The 16,105-nt window shown below is 48.5% G+C and carries 10 protein-coding genes and 1 other RNA gene; 4 read left to right on the top strand and 7 right to left on the bottom strand.

Features of this window, described 5'->3' with window-relative positions:
* The 4 genes from KOO63_15785 to KOO63_15800 all read right to left on the bottom strand — a co-directional run.
* Window positions 1-1,304: ABC transporter permease (locus KOO63_15785; GenBank protein ID MBU8923277.1), on the bottom strand; the 1,304-nt coding region annotated here is incomplete at its 3' end.
* A gap of 377 nt (window positions 1,305-1,681) precedes the next feature.
* Window positions 1,682-4,135 (bottom strand): S8 family serine peptidase, encoded by a 2,454-nt coding sequence (locus KOO63_15790; protein ID MBU8923278.1) that lies wholly within the window; start codon window positions 4,133-4,135, stop codon window positions 1,682-1,684.
* A gap of 33 nt (window positions 4,136-4,168) precedes the next feature.
* Complete coding sequence (locus tag KOO63_15795) at window positions 4,169-5,095, bottom strand: DUF5050 domain-containing protein (GenBank protein MBU8923279.1); 927 nt, start codon at window positions 5,093-5,095, stop codon at window positions 4,169-4,171.
* 106 nt (window positions 5,096-5,201) lie between these two features.
* The gene (locus KOO63_15800) at window positions 5,202-6,107 is read right to left on the bottom strand and encodes an IS481 family transposase (protein ID MBU8923280.1); all 906 of its coding nucleotides are present in this window, start codon (window positions 6,105-6,107) and stop codon (window positions 5,202-5,204) included.
* Between the two features lie 103 nt (window positions 6,108-6,210).
* Between KOO63_15800 and KOO63_15805 the strand changes: the two genes are divergently transcribed.
* On the top strand, window positions 6,211-6,468 hold the full coding sequence (locus KOO63_15805; protein ID MBU8923281.1) for a tyrosine-type recombinase/integrase: 258 nt from the start codon (window positions 6,211-6,213) through the stop codon (window positions 6,466-6,468).
* Window positions 6,469-6,479: 11 nt separating this feature from the next.
* Here KOO63_15805 and ssrA read toward each other — a convergent pair.
* Window positions 6,480-6,834, bottom strand: a transfer-messenger RNA (tmRNA) gene (ssrA, locus tag KOO63_15810).
* 322 nt (window positions 6,835-7,156) lie between these two features.
* On the opposite strand from ssrA, the gene KOO63_15815 reads away from it, so the two are divergent.
* Window positions 7,157-9,895 (top strand): prolyl oligopeptidase family serine peptidase, encoded by a 2,739-nt coding sequence (locus KOO63_15815; GenBank protein MBU8923282.1) that lies wholly within the window; start codon window positions 7,157-7,159, stop codon window positions 9,893-9,895.
* 90 nt (window positions 9,896-9,985) lie between these two features.
* Here KOO63_15815 and KOO63_15820 read toward each other — a convergent pair whose 3' ends face one another.
* Window positions 9,986-11,977 (bottom strand): beta-lactamase family protein, encoded by a 1,992-nt coding sequence (locus tag KOO63_15820; protein MBU8923283.1) that lies wholly within the window; start codon window positions 11,975-11,977, stop codon window positions 9,986-9,988.
* A gap of 405 nt (window positions 11,978-12,382) precedes the next feature.
* Here KOO63_15820 and KOO63_15825 point away from each other — a divergent pair, with 405 nt between their 5' ends.
* Window positions 12,383-12,529 (top strand): hypothetical protein, encoded by a 147-nt coding sequence (locus KOO63_15825; protein MBU8923284.1) that lies wholly within the window; start codon window positions 12,383-12,385, stop codon window positions 12,527-12,529.
* A 21-nt stretch (window positions 12,530-12,550) separates the two neighbouring features.
* Here KOO63_15825 and KOO63_15830 read toward each other — a convergent pair whose 3' ends face one another.
* Complete coding sequence (locus tag KOO63_15830) at window positions 12,551-13,459, bottom strand: HDOD domain-containing protein (protein ID MBU8923285.1); 909 nt, start codon at window positions 13,457-13,459, stop codon at window positions 12,551-12,553.
* A 414-nt stretch (window positions 13,460-13,873) separates the two neighbouring features.
* Here KOO63_15830 and KOO63_15835 point away from each other — a divergent pair, with 414 nt between their 5' ends.
* Window positions 13,874-16,093, top strand: coding sequence for a glycosyltransferase (locus tag KOO63_15835; GenBank protein MBU8923286.1), 2,220 nt, complete (start codon window positions 13,874-13,876; stop codon window positions 16,091-16,093).
* Window positions 16,094-16,105: the final 12 nt, after the last annotated feature.

Here is a 16,105-nt window from a genome sequence, read left to right on the forward strand (position 1 = left end):
ATCCATAGCACGCGGCTGTCCGTCCCCATCCTGCCCTTCATCGCCCTGACCGGGTCGATCGAGGACAGGACAAAAGCGGGGTAGATCCCGGAAAGCATCCCCAGCAGAATACCGAATCCGGCCAGTCCCGGAATTATGAGTGGAGATGACAGCAAATCGAATCCGATCTCCCTGCCGACAATATTGCGGTACCCCGGCAACAGAAGGTATACGAGGCCAATAGCTATGACACAGGCCAGCAAACTCAGGAATACAGACTCACCGAGAAACTGCCTGATGAGCCCCCATCTGCTGGATCCCACGACCTTCCTTATACTGACTTCCCGAGCCCTGAGGGATGATCTGGCAGTCGAAAGATTCATAAAATTGAAACAGGCGATCACAAGGATCACGACACTTATAACCATGAACATATAGACGTAATTCCTGTTACCGTTGGCTTCGAACTCACCATTTATGTCGGAGTCGAGATGTATGCCTTGGAGAGGCTGGAGATAATATTCCCAATAATCCCCACCCGCTCGCCATTCCTTGTAACTTTCCAACCCGAACCGCTCAATATTTCTTTTTTCCAGATAATCGGCGATCTTCTTTTGCAGAACAGGCGCCTGGGTTCCCTCGGCCAGGAGAAAATATGTAACGAAATTGTTCCATGACCAGCCTGTCCTGTCCACGGCCGCCTGGAAACTGGCCATCGACAGAAGCATGGTAGGATGAAAATGGGAATTTTCCGGAAGATCCTCACAGACCCCTGTGACAGTGAATGAGATGTCTCCATAATTTCTGGCCAGCCCGACTGTTATGAGTTCTCCCCTTACATCAGTCCTGCCGAAATATTTTTGCGCCGCGCTGGCAGTGAGCACCACAGTATTTGGCTCGGTAAGCGCGGATCGGGCATCGCCATGGATCATTGGTTGGGTGAAGATATTGAAGTAAGTCGAATCGACTGCCATACACAAAGGTTCGATGAGGGTCCTGCCGTCTGACTTTATCGTGACCCCTCCAAACCTGCTGAACTTGACACCGCTTTCGATCTCGGGAAACTCGCTGGTGTATGCCCTGAAGGTCTCTGCAGACGATGAGGTCTGATTGATACTGGTCCCGCCTATCAATGCTCTCGAAGAAAGCCTGTAGATGCGATCACCCTTTTCGTGGAACCGGTCATAGCTGAGTTCATATCGGGCAAAGAGAAAGATCAGCAGACTGCAGGCTATTCCTATAGCAAGGCCAGCGATATTGATGAATGAAAAGATCTTGTATTTCAGGATATTTCTGACTGCGACTTTGAAATAGTTATTAAGCATGGACTCACCTTGACATAGTTCCACAGAGGACATGATTTAGTGACTGGGTCTCGGGGTCCGGTCTGTCTATTTAACGATTGAGAACATGAATAGTTACATGGGGTAGTAAAATTAAATGGTGGAGGCGGTGGGAATCGAACCCTATTCGACAGAATTCATAACCTATTGGCAGCGTGCGTCTTGCGTCTTTATCTGCTGATACAACAAGAGATTATATATTGAAAAGTGCCCCTTGGATTCCCCTACAGTCCCCTGGAATCCTCCCCAGTCTTGGAGACATTTTGGAGACAGCCTTAAGAAAAACCCGGCTACCAAGTCTTCAAATTACTTAACAACCGGGTTCATTAAACCTTTCGATTACCTAATAATGCCACGTACTACTGGAGTAAGATCATTTTCTTAGTAACAGAAAAAGATGATCCTGCTATATATTTTAAGAAATAGATGCCAGAAGATACTTTTACTCCATTGCTATTTGACCCATCCCAAGAAGTAGGATAAACGCCCTCGCGCAACCACTCGTTGTTATGGATTGTTTTAATAACCTTCCCACTCACATCATATATTTTCAAGGAGACTATCTCAGGCTCCTTTAAACCGAATTCAAAGATAGTCGTAGGATTGAAAGGATTCGGCATAGGTGAAGTCAAGAAATGGTTATCGGGAACTCTTCTTCCACCTTGATTTGGTGTAGGTTCATCATCGGGTTTTGCCAAAACTTCGACAGTAAAACTTGCATCGGAAATGTCTAGACCTTGTTGTTGGTTTGAGTCCTGCGCAAAAACTCGAATTCTCCAATCATTCTCTATTCGAGGGAGTCCACTTGGTATCGTGTATATGTATTCTCCATGTCCATTTTCATCTACCGATAAATTACCAGCTATATAAGTCCAAAGCCCGAAACCTCCAAATTTGTTATAACTTATCCCACATCCTACCCCTGCTAAATACTCATCCTCCACATCCCATTCTATGACCATCTCTTCAGGCGTTCTGTAGTATTCTCCACCATTCGGATTAACAACCGTGACTGAAGGAGGATTAATATCTTTTATGCCAAGAACAGTGTAATGCCATTCAACCTCAGATGGCGGACAAGGATGCCATCCACAATCTTGCCCGGCAAGATTGTAAACACGATAGACATACGTTGTAACATCAAATCCTGTCGAAGTGACGTTCGAAACTCCACAATAACCAATACAATAATTCTCATTACTAGCAGAATAACCTTTTGAAGCTACACCCCTTCCCCATACGTTTGGTGTAGTAACGTAAAGATCATTATACTGGATAGTTTTAGTGACTTTATATTGATGCCCAATCTTAACACCCCATAATCCAGTTTTAAAAAACATTCTTTGAGATTGTCCCAAATCGGTAATCGTTCCTCCACCGCTAGAATTCAAATGGTCATAGGAATATGGGGGCAATAGCAATTTGAATGCCTCGTGAACATCAATCAATCCATGCCCAGTGTGCTGGTCCCATCCTGGAGCCAATAAATCACTTGCTGACAGAATGAGAAGATTCTTCACGTCGTCATTGTAGAGATTAGGATCGTAAGAAAATAGTAAGCTAGCCGCTCCTGTAACGTGTGGTGCTGCTGCAGAAGTACCTCCAAAATATCGAGTGTAACCATCAGGATATTCCAAGGTTGGTGTCCATATTCCTGGAGCCATTAAGTCTAAAGTGTTTCCATATGCTGATTCCCAACTTGGATCGATCGGGTCAGTAGTAGTTTCATCTACAGGACCTCCGAAAACATCTGTAGCTCCGACACACAATACATGTTCGTAACCAGATGGAAAATGAGGCATGTCAGTTCCTCTATTCCCAGCACTAGCAACTACCAATGTATTGTTATTATAGAGGTCAGCAAGCAACCTTCCTTCCTCGGGGCTCCAACACCAGGAAAAGATCCACCAACTACAATCATCTTCATCAATAAAATTGCCCATACTTATGTTAACAGCATATACATCTCGTTGTGCTAGTAGACAATACGCATCATCTACACGATTATTCTCATCATTATCCACAGATGATTGGCTGTTTATTATAGCTCCCCAGTTTATCCCAGCTATAAAATCGGTGTTATCCCCTTTAGCTCCAATAATTCCAGCAACTGATATCCCATGCTGGGTTCTGTAATCAACTCCGATTGGTGCACCAATCACTCTACCTTCTAGGTCCGTATTGCCTGTAGCGTAAACACCCCGAGGAATATAGGAATCAATGACACCAACTTCTACAGGATATGATTCGCCCGTAAAAAATTGCCAAACAGGATAAACATTGATACCTGCAGGACCATTTCTAAGGTTGTTCTGACGATAGAAATATTCATCATCTGGAAAGTCATAAGAAGGGGAAGCTGGGAGCGTTTCTTTTGTAGTTTCAATAACCTCTTGCAACGGTTCTAATGTCTGGAACTTATAATGAAGGTTAGCAGACAATATATCATCCTGAAGAAGCAATTCTTGGATTAGGTTTTGTGCAGTACTTTTATCATTTACTTTCAATAGATACCAATCAGATACATCAGTTAGAATAAATGTTTCCCCTGTACGATTCGTGCGCATTCGGTTTTCCGGATTATAACTTGGGCAAGCTTTCCTGAGCTGAGTAACTCCATGATTATCCAATGTTAGCGACAACATAGGATTGTGAAGAGAAAGGTCGGCTAGTGTCAGAAATGCCCTCGAATGATTATCAGGTATAACACCCTTGTTAAAGATAACTAGAATTTCAGTGCTGGTGGAATTGGAAGCCGCCATAGCTGGCACGACAAGCATAATAAAAGCTATGATAACACTAGTAAATCTCATTCTATCCCCCCTAAAGAAGAGTGAGTCATTAGGTTATTCAGGAATGGGGCCATTCGTCAGTTGTTTTAGGTCGGAACCATCTAGATTGATTAGCCAGAGAAAACCATGAGTTCCGATAAAACATAACTGATCATTTTGGGGACTCCAGCAAGCAAGACCTCCTTTGGTTAGTATGTTTTGATCAGATCCATTGGAATTCATTACAAATAGATTTCCTTTTGATAAAAAGCAGATTTTCGTACAATCTGGGGACATTATTGGATATCGACAGTATTCTTTTCGATGAGTCAATTGAACTGAGATCTTTGTATTGAGATCCATTGAGAATATTTCTGGATAGCGGTCTCCATCAGGCCCGGCACTCATCTGGTACAGGAGGGTTTCACCGTTTTGAGAAATGTGAGGTTGTCTTCCGTATCTCATTACAAGCTGGTTTTCGGTGCCATCAAACTTCATCTTCCAGATGCTGTACAAATACGTTCCCAAATCAGCACGATTAGTATCGTAGTAAATCCACTCATCATCAGCCGACCAAGTTGGATTAATATTTATATGATCATGTGTTAATTGTTCAATATCTAGGCTATCAATACCCTCTTCGGAGAAAGGCGCTTTATAAATATTATAATTCGAAACGTAGACAAGCCATTTCCCATCACGAGACCAATTGATCATCGAGATAATATTATTTAACAATTGTACTGGGTTGTTGTTATCAGGTTGCGTAATCCAGAGACCAAGTGAATCTGTGTCAATTGTATATCCGCCATCCAAATGCACGTTTTGTATTCCTGCGTGATAATAAACTATATATTGTCCACTCGGCGACCATGCCGGGTAGGAATCAATAACGGGATAAATAGGAGTTATCGGGTCAACAGAAACAGGGCTAGAGCATCCGATAATGGCAGCAAAGGTTATTGAGAAAATTAGCTTAGTAATAAATGATATACTCCTCACCTACTTCTCCCCCCATACAGAAACATTTGACAGGCTATATTTATAATGAATAGCCGTTTGATTGTATCATCTGTAATATCCCGGACCCTACAGGACACATTTGATTTTATTCTAACATAGCCCTCAGAGCTTCGTAAGGGGTTTTCCCTTTATGTGCTCCATGCGGTCGATTGAAGTTGTAGAACTCCTCCCATGTGGCCAGCTTTTTGTTCAGATCAACGTCATCGGTGTAGGTGAGCAACTGATAAAACTCCTCTTGGTCAGATCTATGAGATCTCTCGACTTTTCCGTTCAACTGTGGTGACCTTGGTTTGATATAAACATGCCTGATTCCCTTGTCTTCGACATGCCAGTGGAACTGGGCCTGCCATTCATGCCCTCGATCCGAGCGTACCGTATGAATGCGGAAAGGGAACTTCTCGACAATGTAGTCAATGAAATCAATTGAACTCTTTTGGTTGTGTCTTTGGTAGATCTTTAATGCACGAACCCGTGTTGCATCATCAATCGCAGTATATTGATATCTGCGGATTTTCCTACCATCCTTGCTCTTAAGTGTCAGGAACTTTACGTCTATCTGGATGTGATGACCTGGGACCTGTTTAGCGTAACGCCGTGTGTGAATGGCCCTGCGACCCACATTGCGAGGCAGGCGGCCAATCCCATTACGCTTCAGTGTACGATAGACGCTTGAGCAAGAGGTCTTGAATCCATGATAACGCTCCAGGTACCAGGCAATTCTCTGAGGGCCGAGATGATATTTTGTTCTGAGATGCAGAATCTTCTCTACAAATTCGGGCGGAATCTGTCTAGGATGGCTTCTGGCAACAGGTTTCTTGCGGATTAAACCTGCTTTCCCCTCCTTATCGTAGATCTTCTTCCATCTGTAGAATGTTGATCGTGCAACCCCAAAATCACGACAAGCCTCTTGGACGTTTCCAATAGTCTCGGCATATCCCAAAGCAGCATATTTTCTACGAGCTGCCAGTACTTCTCGTGCCTCTTTATTCATAGTCCAGACCTCCTTCAGTGTACTTTAGTTTAGCATCTGAAGTGTCCCACAAGGTCTGGTATTCCTACAGGTTGTTCGGAATTTAGTCTTGAGAGCAGCACGCATGGCTAATCTTGCTAATGGTGGAGTCCATATCTTGCGCCACACTTTTTGCTCGCATCTGGCAATGAGAGGAGCCCCGGCAAGAGCTATCCAGGAACTGGCAGGACACAAGAATCTATCAACAACTCAGCGCTATATGCACCTGAGTCCTGCAGCAGTAGAAGCCGCGATCCGACTACTGGAAATGCCCTCTCCGGCAAAATTTTTTGGAGACATTCTGCAGACGGCCACCCATGCAAAACTTAACTCTATGAATTAAAAAGAGTTAAATGGTGGAGGCGGTGGGAATCGAACCCACGTCCGGAAATACTTCCACAGTTCTTCTACGTGCGTAGCCAGTCGATTTTTGTTCGCCGCCCGGTACTTCGACAGGCAAATGATCCGGGAAACTATCTCCTCTTTTATTTCGCTATCGTTCCGGGAGAAAAAACGAAGGCTAGCCCTCAGAAATCGACGCCCGGATCAGGACCCTCAAGGCACGGACCTGGCGGACGGGTTGCCTGTTCTAGGCAGCCAATGCCAAATTGTCGTTGGCAATTATGGTTTGCCACCTGATTTACGAGGTTGATGGCACCTCGGCACGCTTCTCCTGCTTCATCCATCCCCGTCGAATCCATTCGCCCCCATCCCTGAAGCTGTAAGCAACACAGTAAATATAGCCGTGTTACAGCGAGTTGTAAAGATATCTGAATAATTAAAGACATCAAGAAGTATTTGTGATTCAATGTCAATTCGTCCAGATATGAATAAAATTGCTGCGATCTTTGTATATTTTGTATATTGCGATCACAATAGTGCGATTGGACGATTAATTATGAAACTTACGCCTCCCCCGGGGCGTATTGGTATGATGCCGGGAAATTAACAGGCATCCCGACTGTCAATTATTGTAAGTGAATCAGGAAATTGTGACTTTTTGAATTCAAACCTTTAAAGGAGGTTCGCGCATGCGAAACGCATTGCTGCTTCTACTCGCCATTATGATGCTGGCGGGTGTCGCGAAGGCGGAAGAGCTCGAGTATCTCGACAAGCTTCCCCCCATTATCGACCGCGAGATCTTTTTCGGTGATCCCGAGATCGCCAGAGTCAAGATCTCACCTGACGGAAAGCATATATCTTTCCTGAAGACATTCAAGGGACAGCTCAACATCTGGGTCAAGGGAGTCGACGAGCCCTTCGACGCGGCAGTCCCGATGACCGCCGACGAGACCAGGCCCGTGATCCGCTATGGATGGACGCAGGACGGCAAATACATCTTCTACATTCAGGACAAGGGTGGAGACGAGAACTTCCACGCCTATGTGATAGACCCGACCGATTCCCCCGCAGAGGGACAAGAGATTCCCGCGGCAAGAGACCTGACACCGATCGATGGGATCAGGGCTATGTTCTACTCATTCCCCGAAAAGACACCGGACATCATCTACGTCGGTCTCAACGACCGCGACGAAAGATATCACGACCTTTACCGCCTTCGTATCTCAACGGGCGAGCGGGAACTGATGTGGGAGAACACACAGGAAATCGCCGGATACGAATTTGATATGGACGGCAACCTCAGAATGGTCACCAGGCAGACTGACGATGGCGGCTCAGAGTTCTTCCGGATCGACGGTGAAGACCTGATCTCAGTCTATACGACGACAAACGAAGAAATGGCCGCGATCATCTCCTTCACGAAGGAAGGCGACAGGGCCTGGATGACGACGAACAAGGGCGATGACATCGACCTTCAGCAGCTCGTCTACTTCGACCCGATAACAGGCGAGACCGAGCTGATCGAGCAGGATCCGAAGAAAGAAGTCGATTTCGGCGGCCTGATATTCTCAAATGTCACCAAGGAGATCGTCGGCACGACTTATGAGGGATCCCGGCTCAGGATCTACTGGAAAGACAAGAAATGGAAAAAGGCTTACAATAAGCTGAAAAAGGAACTCAAGAAAGAGATCGGCGACGGGGACATGGTCCTTGGATCCTCTACCAATGACGACCGTTATCATATCGTCGTGGTCACCAGCGACACCAACCCCGGTGTCGTATATCTCTACGATATGGAAGAGGGCAAGGTCGAATTCCTCTGCAAGCCGAGACCCGACCTGCCGAGCGAATACCTCGCTACGATGAAACCGATAAAATTCAAGAGCCGCGACGGTCTGACGATCCACGGATACCTGACTGTCCCGAAGGGTGTAAAGGCGAAGAACCTCGCTCTCGTCGTGAACCCTCATGGCGGCCCATGGGCACGTGACAGCTGGGGTTACAACCCCGAGGCCCAGTTCCTCGCGAACAGGGGATACGCTGTGTTCCAGCTCAACTTCCGCTCCTCGACCGGCTACGGCAAAGCGTTCTTCAACGCCGGAAAGAGAAAATGGGGCGATGAGATGCAGCACGACATCACAGATGGCGTGAACTATCTCATAAAAAAGGGAATCGCCGATCCGGACAAGATCGCCATCTACGGTGGCTCCTATGGCGGATACGCTACCCTGGCAGGACTGGCCTTCACACCGGATATATATTGCTGCGGTGTCGATTATGTGGGTGTATCGAACCTTCTCACCCTTCTCAAATCAATACCACCCTACTGGGAAACGGCGAGAAAATTCTTCGACGACCATGTAGGCAACCCCGAAAACCCCGAAGATATCGAGAGACTCACGCGTCAGTCTCCTCTATTCTCGGCCGACAAGATCACAGCTCCCCTCCTCGTCGTCCAGGGCGCCAACGATCCGCGCTGCAAGGTCCCCGAGGCCGAGCAGATCGTCGTAGCCATGCGCGACCTCGACAGGGACGTCGAGTATCTTCTGGCCGGTGACGAGGGCCATGGATTCATGGGAGTAGAGAACAGGACAGCCTTCCGCGTGGCCCAGGAGAAGTTCTTTGCAAAGCATATGGGAGGCCGCTACCAGGAATCGGTAGAGCCGGATGTCGCCGAACGCCTTGCTGAGATGACCATAGATGTCGAAAGCGTCACAATCACAAAGCCTGAAGGCGACATGGAAGCGGCAAAGACCGCTCCTCTGCCGGAAGTCGATCCGGCAAAGATAAAGCCTCTCAAGCTGGTTTTCGCGGCGCAGACCGATATGAACGGTTCGATGATCGATATCGATATAAATGTCGAGATCACGACGGCGAAACATGGCGACAGAGACGTTTTCAGAGTGGCGACACTCCAGTCGAGCCCAATGGGCTCCGCGACCGACACATTCAAGGTCGACAGCAAGACCCTGCAGCCCGTTTACCGGGGCATCAAGCAGGGAGGCACTACTATCAACATCGATTATTCCGAGACCACTATCAGTGGGATGATCAGAATGGGGCCACAGGAGATGCCGCTTTCTAGCGAACTTGAGGGCCCGGTCTTCGGCAGCGACGCCGGGCTGAATATAGCCCTCTCCGCCCTGCCCCTCAAACCAGGATACAAGACGACTCTCAGGACATTCGACCTGATGTCGCAGTCGCCGATCATACACATCCTGGAAGTGACCGGAATAGAGAATGTCACCGTCCCGGCAGGGACTTTCGAGGCCTTCAAGCTCGAACTCAGAAACATGGACGCTTCGCCCGGTGGTGGCACGATCTATATCAGCGCCGGCGAAAAACGTCATGTGGTCCGCTCGGTCCTGCAGCTTCCCGCGATGATGGGTGGCGGCACGATCACGACCGAACTGAAATCGGTCGAGTAGACCAGGACATACAGCTTGCCAACAGAAAAGAGGCTCTTCCCTCGCAGGGAGGAGCCTCTTTCTTTCGGTTCCACCACGATGCCCGGCTACTTAACGTCTCCGCCACTCGTCCCAGCTTATCTCCCTGCCGGGCCAGGCCACACGCTCGAACGACCAATCACTACCTATCCAATCCCTGAGAAAAGAACCGAGCCTGTCCTCGAGGCCGGTGACAGCCTCGCTGTCCCGGACCCAGTAAAATACCTCAGCATCGTATTCATCCCTGAACGAAGGATTGATATAGACACCACCCAGGACACGCTTCCCATCCACATCCATGACAGCCCAGGCGAATGAATATCGGTTTTGAAATTCGATCCGGTGCCTGCCCAGCATATCCTTTTCCTGTTCGAGCGTCAGACCCTCACGCGGCCAGTAAGGTGAGCCGAAAAGCTCTCTCAGGCTTTCCACACTCGACATGATCGCCTCATATTCAGGGCCTGCCAGCCTCTCGGTCAACATCGCCAGGCGAAAACCGTCGCCATCCACACTTACGGGAACCGAAAGATCGTCTGGCACGAATCCGAGTCTCTTCAAGGCCCAGAGTCCGCTTCTGCTGTCTCCACGCAGTGATATCGATCTTTCGTAATTCTCTCTGGCCGCATCTTTCATCCCGAGTTTCATGAAGGCTTCACCGAGGCTGTCATATACATTGAACGACTCCGGGAAAAACTCGACATTGAGCCTGAAGAGAGTGACCGCTTCACCTGACCGCCCATCGTACATCAGGCGGTATCCCAGACTGTTGATCAACTGCTCATCAATGATCTCGACAGAATCGTTTTCTTTACCGACTCTGAGCTTTCTGATGATCTCGACCGCCTGGTCCACTTCACCGGCAATGGCGGTCCGGATGACTTCCAGGCTGGGAGAATATCGGTTCCCGTAGTTTTCCATTATTTCCGATTCGAAAAGCGGATTCTCCCCACCAAGAGCTATATTTACGATCTCTTCGGTGATCGCCAGCCCGTTTTCGCTGTTCGTGAAATATACCAGCCCTGATTTCCACTTCCTGTATCCCAGCACACAACATTTGTATTCGCCGTTATCCCCCCAGTGCCAGATCGATTCCTCGTTCCTGACATGTTGAAGTCCGAAACCAAGTCCCCAGGACAGGGCACCGGGCGTCTCAGTCACAAGCCCACACTGCTTTGATAACATCTCTTCGGTACTCTCAGGAGTCAACCCTTCCCCCTTGAGCACAGCGGAAAGAAACCTCGCGAAATCCGCGGCAGTCGTGTAGAGGCTTGCCGCGGCGCTCCCTCGCCTTCGAATCCTCATTCCTCCAGCGATGCCAGTCATTGCGTGTGGAAAGGCTCCTGACTCATGATAGGCCTCCCTCCAGACAAAACTGCTCTTTTCCATCTTGAGGGGATCCAAAACAAGTTCACGCATGAGCGGCTCAAGCTTCTTATCCTTGATCTTCTCTACGACGGCCTGGAGCAGGATATAGCCTTCCCCCGAATAACTGAAACTGGTGCCTGGATCGAATGAGATCTCTATCGGCATGGCATTTCGCCAGTTTGGAAAACCCGTCATATGAGCAAGAACATGACGGGCCGTAATATCCATTATCCTATCGTCATCACTTTTACGTTTGAGAAATTCCCGTTCGATATATTCAAGCCCCGTATATTCGACGAGCGGCCTGTCGAGATCGATATCACCATAGTCGACCATTTTCATCAACGCGTAAGCAAAGACCGGCTTGCTCAGTGAACAGGCTTCGAAGACAGTTTCTTCTGTCACCTTCTCCCCGGTCACTGTACTCCTCACACCGAACCCTTCCACCCACACGACTTCTCCATCCCTGATGAGCGCGGCCGACAGGCCCGGAATCGAAGCTTGCTCCATAAGTTCCGGCAGAGTCTCTTTCAATTCCACCACCAGCCTGCTGACCGGAATATAAGTCATTACAGGGGCGCTGCCGATATCCTCAAAATCATCATCGGGCGAGATTCCAGTGATGAAGCGATTGCATCCGGCAGCCATCAAAACAAAGATGATCACAATGACGCTAAAAACCCTGAAATCTCTTATCATTTCACCAATCTCCGTGCTAAAGGGAACTAATAAGCATTTTACTATGTATATAGTCTTGCCAGGCTCATCCGGGCTTCAACGAGCTTTCGGGGTTGGACCATGCCGGCTTTCACGGCCGGTCGGCCGGGCATTGGACGCACTGCGTGTTCCCGGGAACTCCCAGTACCAATGGCAGAGAAACGCTACAAGACTCTCTTGCCGCACCTCGGTCGGTTCCCTTTCATGGCTCCAACCCCGATTATCGAAGATCGAATCATATTAAAAGATATTCCCGGAACGTCTGTTGCGCAACTTCCATCGTCAATGACAGTCCATCTCTGACAAATCTATATCTTTTCAATGGTTGACAATGACGATATCGCAGGATATCGTGAACGGGTACATTCAGCAGGAGGAGGCACAGTCATGAAAAAGTTCCATCTTTGCAGTGAGGGCAAGTGCTGCCCCGAAGTCATCGTCGATGGAGACAAAATCATCATTACTGATGATGACGGCGGGCAGGTAAAACTCTCGAAGGAGCAGGTGAAGATCCTCTGGGATAACCTGAAGTAATTGGGGAACTGACCTGAATTATCACGGCGTCGCGGCTGGTCGCGGCGCCGTTTGACTTCCTGACGCAAGAGATATCAGGACTTCGCTTTTCTTCGATTCCTGGATGACACTGTTTATGGTAGAGTCGATCTGTCCCTGATCTATTTGCAGCTCTTCCATTATCGCGGCTGGCAGTTCCGTTATGCCGAGATTTCCGGCACCGACAAACCCCTTGTAATTGCATATGCAGTCAGCAAGATGGGTCACCTGCACACAATGTCTATATCCCGGATCAGCCTTGTCCGGCCTGTGATGCCACGATACTGCCTGTACGATCCGGTGCGGTATCTTCCAGAGTTGTAGAAGCTTTCCTCCGACCTGGCCATGATCCATCTTGAAGGCCTCGAATTCCGCATCATGTACGGAAGTCATATTCTTCTTGGCGTCAAGCCAGACCTTGTGGATCGTGTCGGTAAAATACTGCTCGAGGATCAAAGTGCCGATATCATGAAGAAGGCCAGCAGTATAAGCTTCGCCACTGAATTCATCCTCGATCACTTTTGACATCCGTACTATATGCTTCGAGGCGTAGGCGACGATTATACAATGTTTCCAGAACATAGCATGATTTCTGAAGCTTCCGATATTCCTGAAAGTGCCTATGACAGACAGAGTGGAACAGAACTCTCCTATCTCTTTCAGCCCGATCTTGACGATAGCATCCGAGATCGTAGATACGGGACCACCGGAAGATGGATACCATGCTGAATTGGCAAGTCTGAGGATATTCGTACTGAGCGCGGGGTCATCAGCAATGATCTCGCCGATTCGATCGGCGCTGGAATCGTTGGCAGAAAGCGCACTCTGAAGCAGGAAAACAACAGCCGGGATCGTAGGCAGGCTGTGGCCATGGCTGAGCACTTCTTTCAATTCTCTGCGGAATGTCTTCATATGATTCCAGTTTATCGGAGGCAAGACCGTTGTAGTTTCCCCCCCGGCATCCTTCCGGAATGCGTTGTTTCCACTATTCCTGTTTCAAACAAGGTAAATAATCTATTCCCATCTATCGCTATCTCCTGTTTCTATATATCGTCTGAAACACACATATTTCTTTAGGAAAATAATTTGTATTTGTATTTACATGGAATCGGAAGTCGAAAGGCATGTGTTTTGCTTTCAGATATGACTGGCTTGTATACCAGGAGATGGCTATTCCATGATAATATATGTGGATATCGCTTGTAAAAATTTTGGGGTCAGATCCCAAAACCTCTTGATAAAGTATGAAAATATACGCTAAAATCTGGCAGCCGGCTTTCCAGGCCGGACCTGTCAGAACTCTGGGCTTAACAAAAGAGCAGGAATATGATCCAGTTCAAGGACCTCAAAGCTGAGCGACTGCGGCGGTTTATTGCCATAATCGCAATTCTCGTGACTCTTTATTATCTGTACTGGAGGGTCACACAGACCTTAAATATGAACGTACCGATACTTGCATGGTCCCTCTGGGGTGCTGAAGTATTCGGCGCTTTGACGACTTTTCTGTTTTATTTCACTGTATGGCGCCCATTGAACAGGAAGCAGCCGAAACCTATAAAAGGCCGCTCTGTGGACGTTCTCATTCCCACCCTGAACGAATCGACAGCTGTGCTCCGAACCACCCTTCTCGCCTGCAACGACATCGAATATCCGCACAGGACACTGGTCCTTGACGATGGTGACAGGGATGAAGTACGCCAGCTAGCCGAGGAACTCGGATGCGTCTACCTCGCGAGAGACGAACACAAACACGCCAAGGCCGGTAACCTGAACTTCGGACTCAAACATTCTGAAGCCGAATTCATCGCCGTTTTCGATGCAGACCATGTCCCTCTTCCCTATTTCATCGATCACCTTATAGGCTACTTCGAGGACGACAAACTGGCTTTCGCGCAGGCTCCGCAGGAGTTTTACAACATCGACTCGTTCCAGCATCGCACAGATCACAAGAAAAAATACATCTGGACCGAACAGAATCTTTTCTATTCGCTGATACAGCCGGGGCGAGACAAGTGGAACGCCGCCTATTTCGTCGGGAGCAGCGCCCTGATGAGAAGAAAGGCTCTCAACGACATCGATGGATTCGCGACAGAATCCATTACAGAAGATATGCTCACGTCGATCAAGCTTCACTCACGCGGATGGAAATCGGTGTTCCACAACGAGCACCTCGCTTACGGGATAGCAGCCGAGACGATACTACCGTTCCACATCCAGCGTGTACGCTGGGGAATAGGTGGCTGGCAGGTCTTTTTCAAATCGAACCCCCTGTTCATAAGGGGATTGAGCTTCCCGCAGCGTCTCTGCTACCTGGCCAGCCTGATCTACCCATTTGAGGGATTTCAGAAGTTCATCTTTTACATCGTTCCGCCTATAACACTTTTCTCCGGCATCCTCCCGATGAAGGCCATGGACATCCAGTATCTCCTCCACTTCGTTCCCTATTACGCGATATCGATGTTCGCGTTCAACGAGATGGGCCGCGGGTTCGGCGGATCGCTTATGCTCGAACAGTTCTCGATGGGTAAATTCATCACCTATATCCAGACTCTGGGGATGTTCCTTCTACCCAAGAAAGCAAGACGCTTTAAAGTGACTCCCAAGGGCGAGGGTCGGGCTCCCATGAGATTGATGATACCGCAATACACTGTCATCCTCGTATCTGTCGTGGCTATCGTATGGGCACTGGTACAGCTCGTATTCCAGATCAGGGGAGATGAATTCATCATCGCGGTGAACAGCCTCTGGGCCCTTTACAATACAGGCCTGGGAATCGCCATCATACAATACGCCAGACAGAAGATATCCCAGCGCCGCTCGGATTTCAGGATTCCGGATTCTGTGCCCGTGCTTTACCGGGAAGAAGGCGCCAGCGAAAAGCAGCAGAAACTCGCAGTCGCCAACAACCTCACGAGGGATGGCATGTCACTGCTTTACGCTGGATCCATACCTCAGGATCAGGCGCTGAAGCTGGATATCATCCTTCCTAACAGGGTGCTGGAAGTCTCGGGGACTGTCCTTCACGAAAAGACAGTGACCGCTGGGGAAAGAAAGATATCTCGCTCCGGATTCCAGTTCAATGATGTCGAAGTAAGGAAGGGCGACGATCTTTCACGCTACCTGTTCGAGTCGGCCGTTGGGAAATTCCTGCGTGACTATTCGAACCGTTACGAAACATATCTCGAGAAAACCTTCCAGGATCCGAAAGAATATAAGAAGAGGGCGAACAGGACTCTATCGTACCTTCCTGCGATCATTCCGGGGGAGGACGGGGAATCAACCTTCGGTGTTATCAGGAATATCTCCCCGACCGGCTTCCTGCTTGCCTCTCAGAAAGAATTGCAGACAGGCGAAGCGCTGGAAATAACTGCTGTACTCGGTGAGGATGCTATCACATTGAAAGGAACGGTCGCGAGGACTCTCGCCAATGAATCTGATGAATTTCCGGTCTACATGGCCGGCATCAGTCTTGACGAACCTCATGCGGAAGAAGTCGACCACCTGATAGGCGTTGCCGAAAAGGCAGACCACCTGTTGAGTCAATAATGAAGTTGAGTA

Source organism: Candidatus Latescibacterota bacterium (assembly GCA_019038625.1).
In the GTDB taxonomy this organism is placed as follows: Bacteria; Krumholzibacteriota; Krumholzibacteriia; order Krumholzibacteriales; family Krumholzibacteriaceae; genus JAGLYV01.

Excerpts from the sequence above, each read along its gene's own strand:
- KOO63_15790 (MBU8923278.1), bottom strand. The coding sequence starts at position 4,135 with ATGAGATTTACTAGTGTTATCATAGCTTTTATTATGCTTGTCGTGCCA.
- KOO63_15800 (MBU8923280.1), bottom strand. The coding sequence starts at position 6,107 with ATGAATAAAGAGGCACGAGAAGTACTGGCAGCTCGTAGAAAATATGCT.
- KOO63_15805 (MBU8923281.1), top strand. The coding sequence starts at position 6,211 with ATGGCTAATCTTGCTAATGGTGGAGTCCATATCTTGCGCCACACTTTT.
- KOO63_15815 (MBU8923282.1), top strand. The coding sequence starts at position 7,157 with ATGCGAAACGCATTGCTGCTTCTACTCGCCATTATGATGCTGGCGGGT.
- KOO63_15820 (MBU8923283.1), bottom strand. The coding sequence starts at position 11,977 with ATGATAAGAGATTTCAGGGTTTTTAGCGTCATTGTGATCATCTTTGTT.
- KOO63_15825 (MBU8923284.1), top strand. The coding sequence starts at position 12,383 with ATGAAAAAGTTCCATCTTTGCAGTGAGGGCAAGTGCTGCCCCGAAGTC.
- KOO63_15830 (MBU8923285.1), bottom strand. The coding sequence starts at position 13,459 with ATGAAGACATTCCGCAGAGAATTGAAAGAAGTGCTCAGCCATGGCCAC.
- KOO63_15835 (MBU8923286.1), top strand. The coding sequence starts at position 13,874 with ATGATCCAGTTCAAGGACCTCAAAGCTGAGCGACTGCGGCGGTTTATT.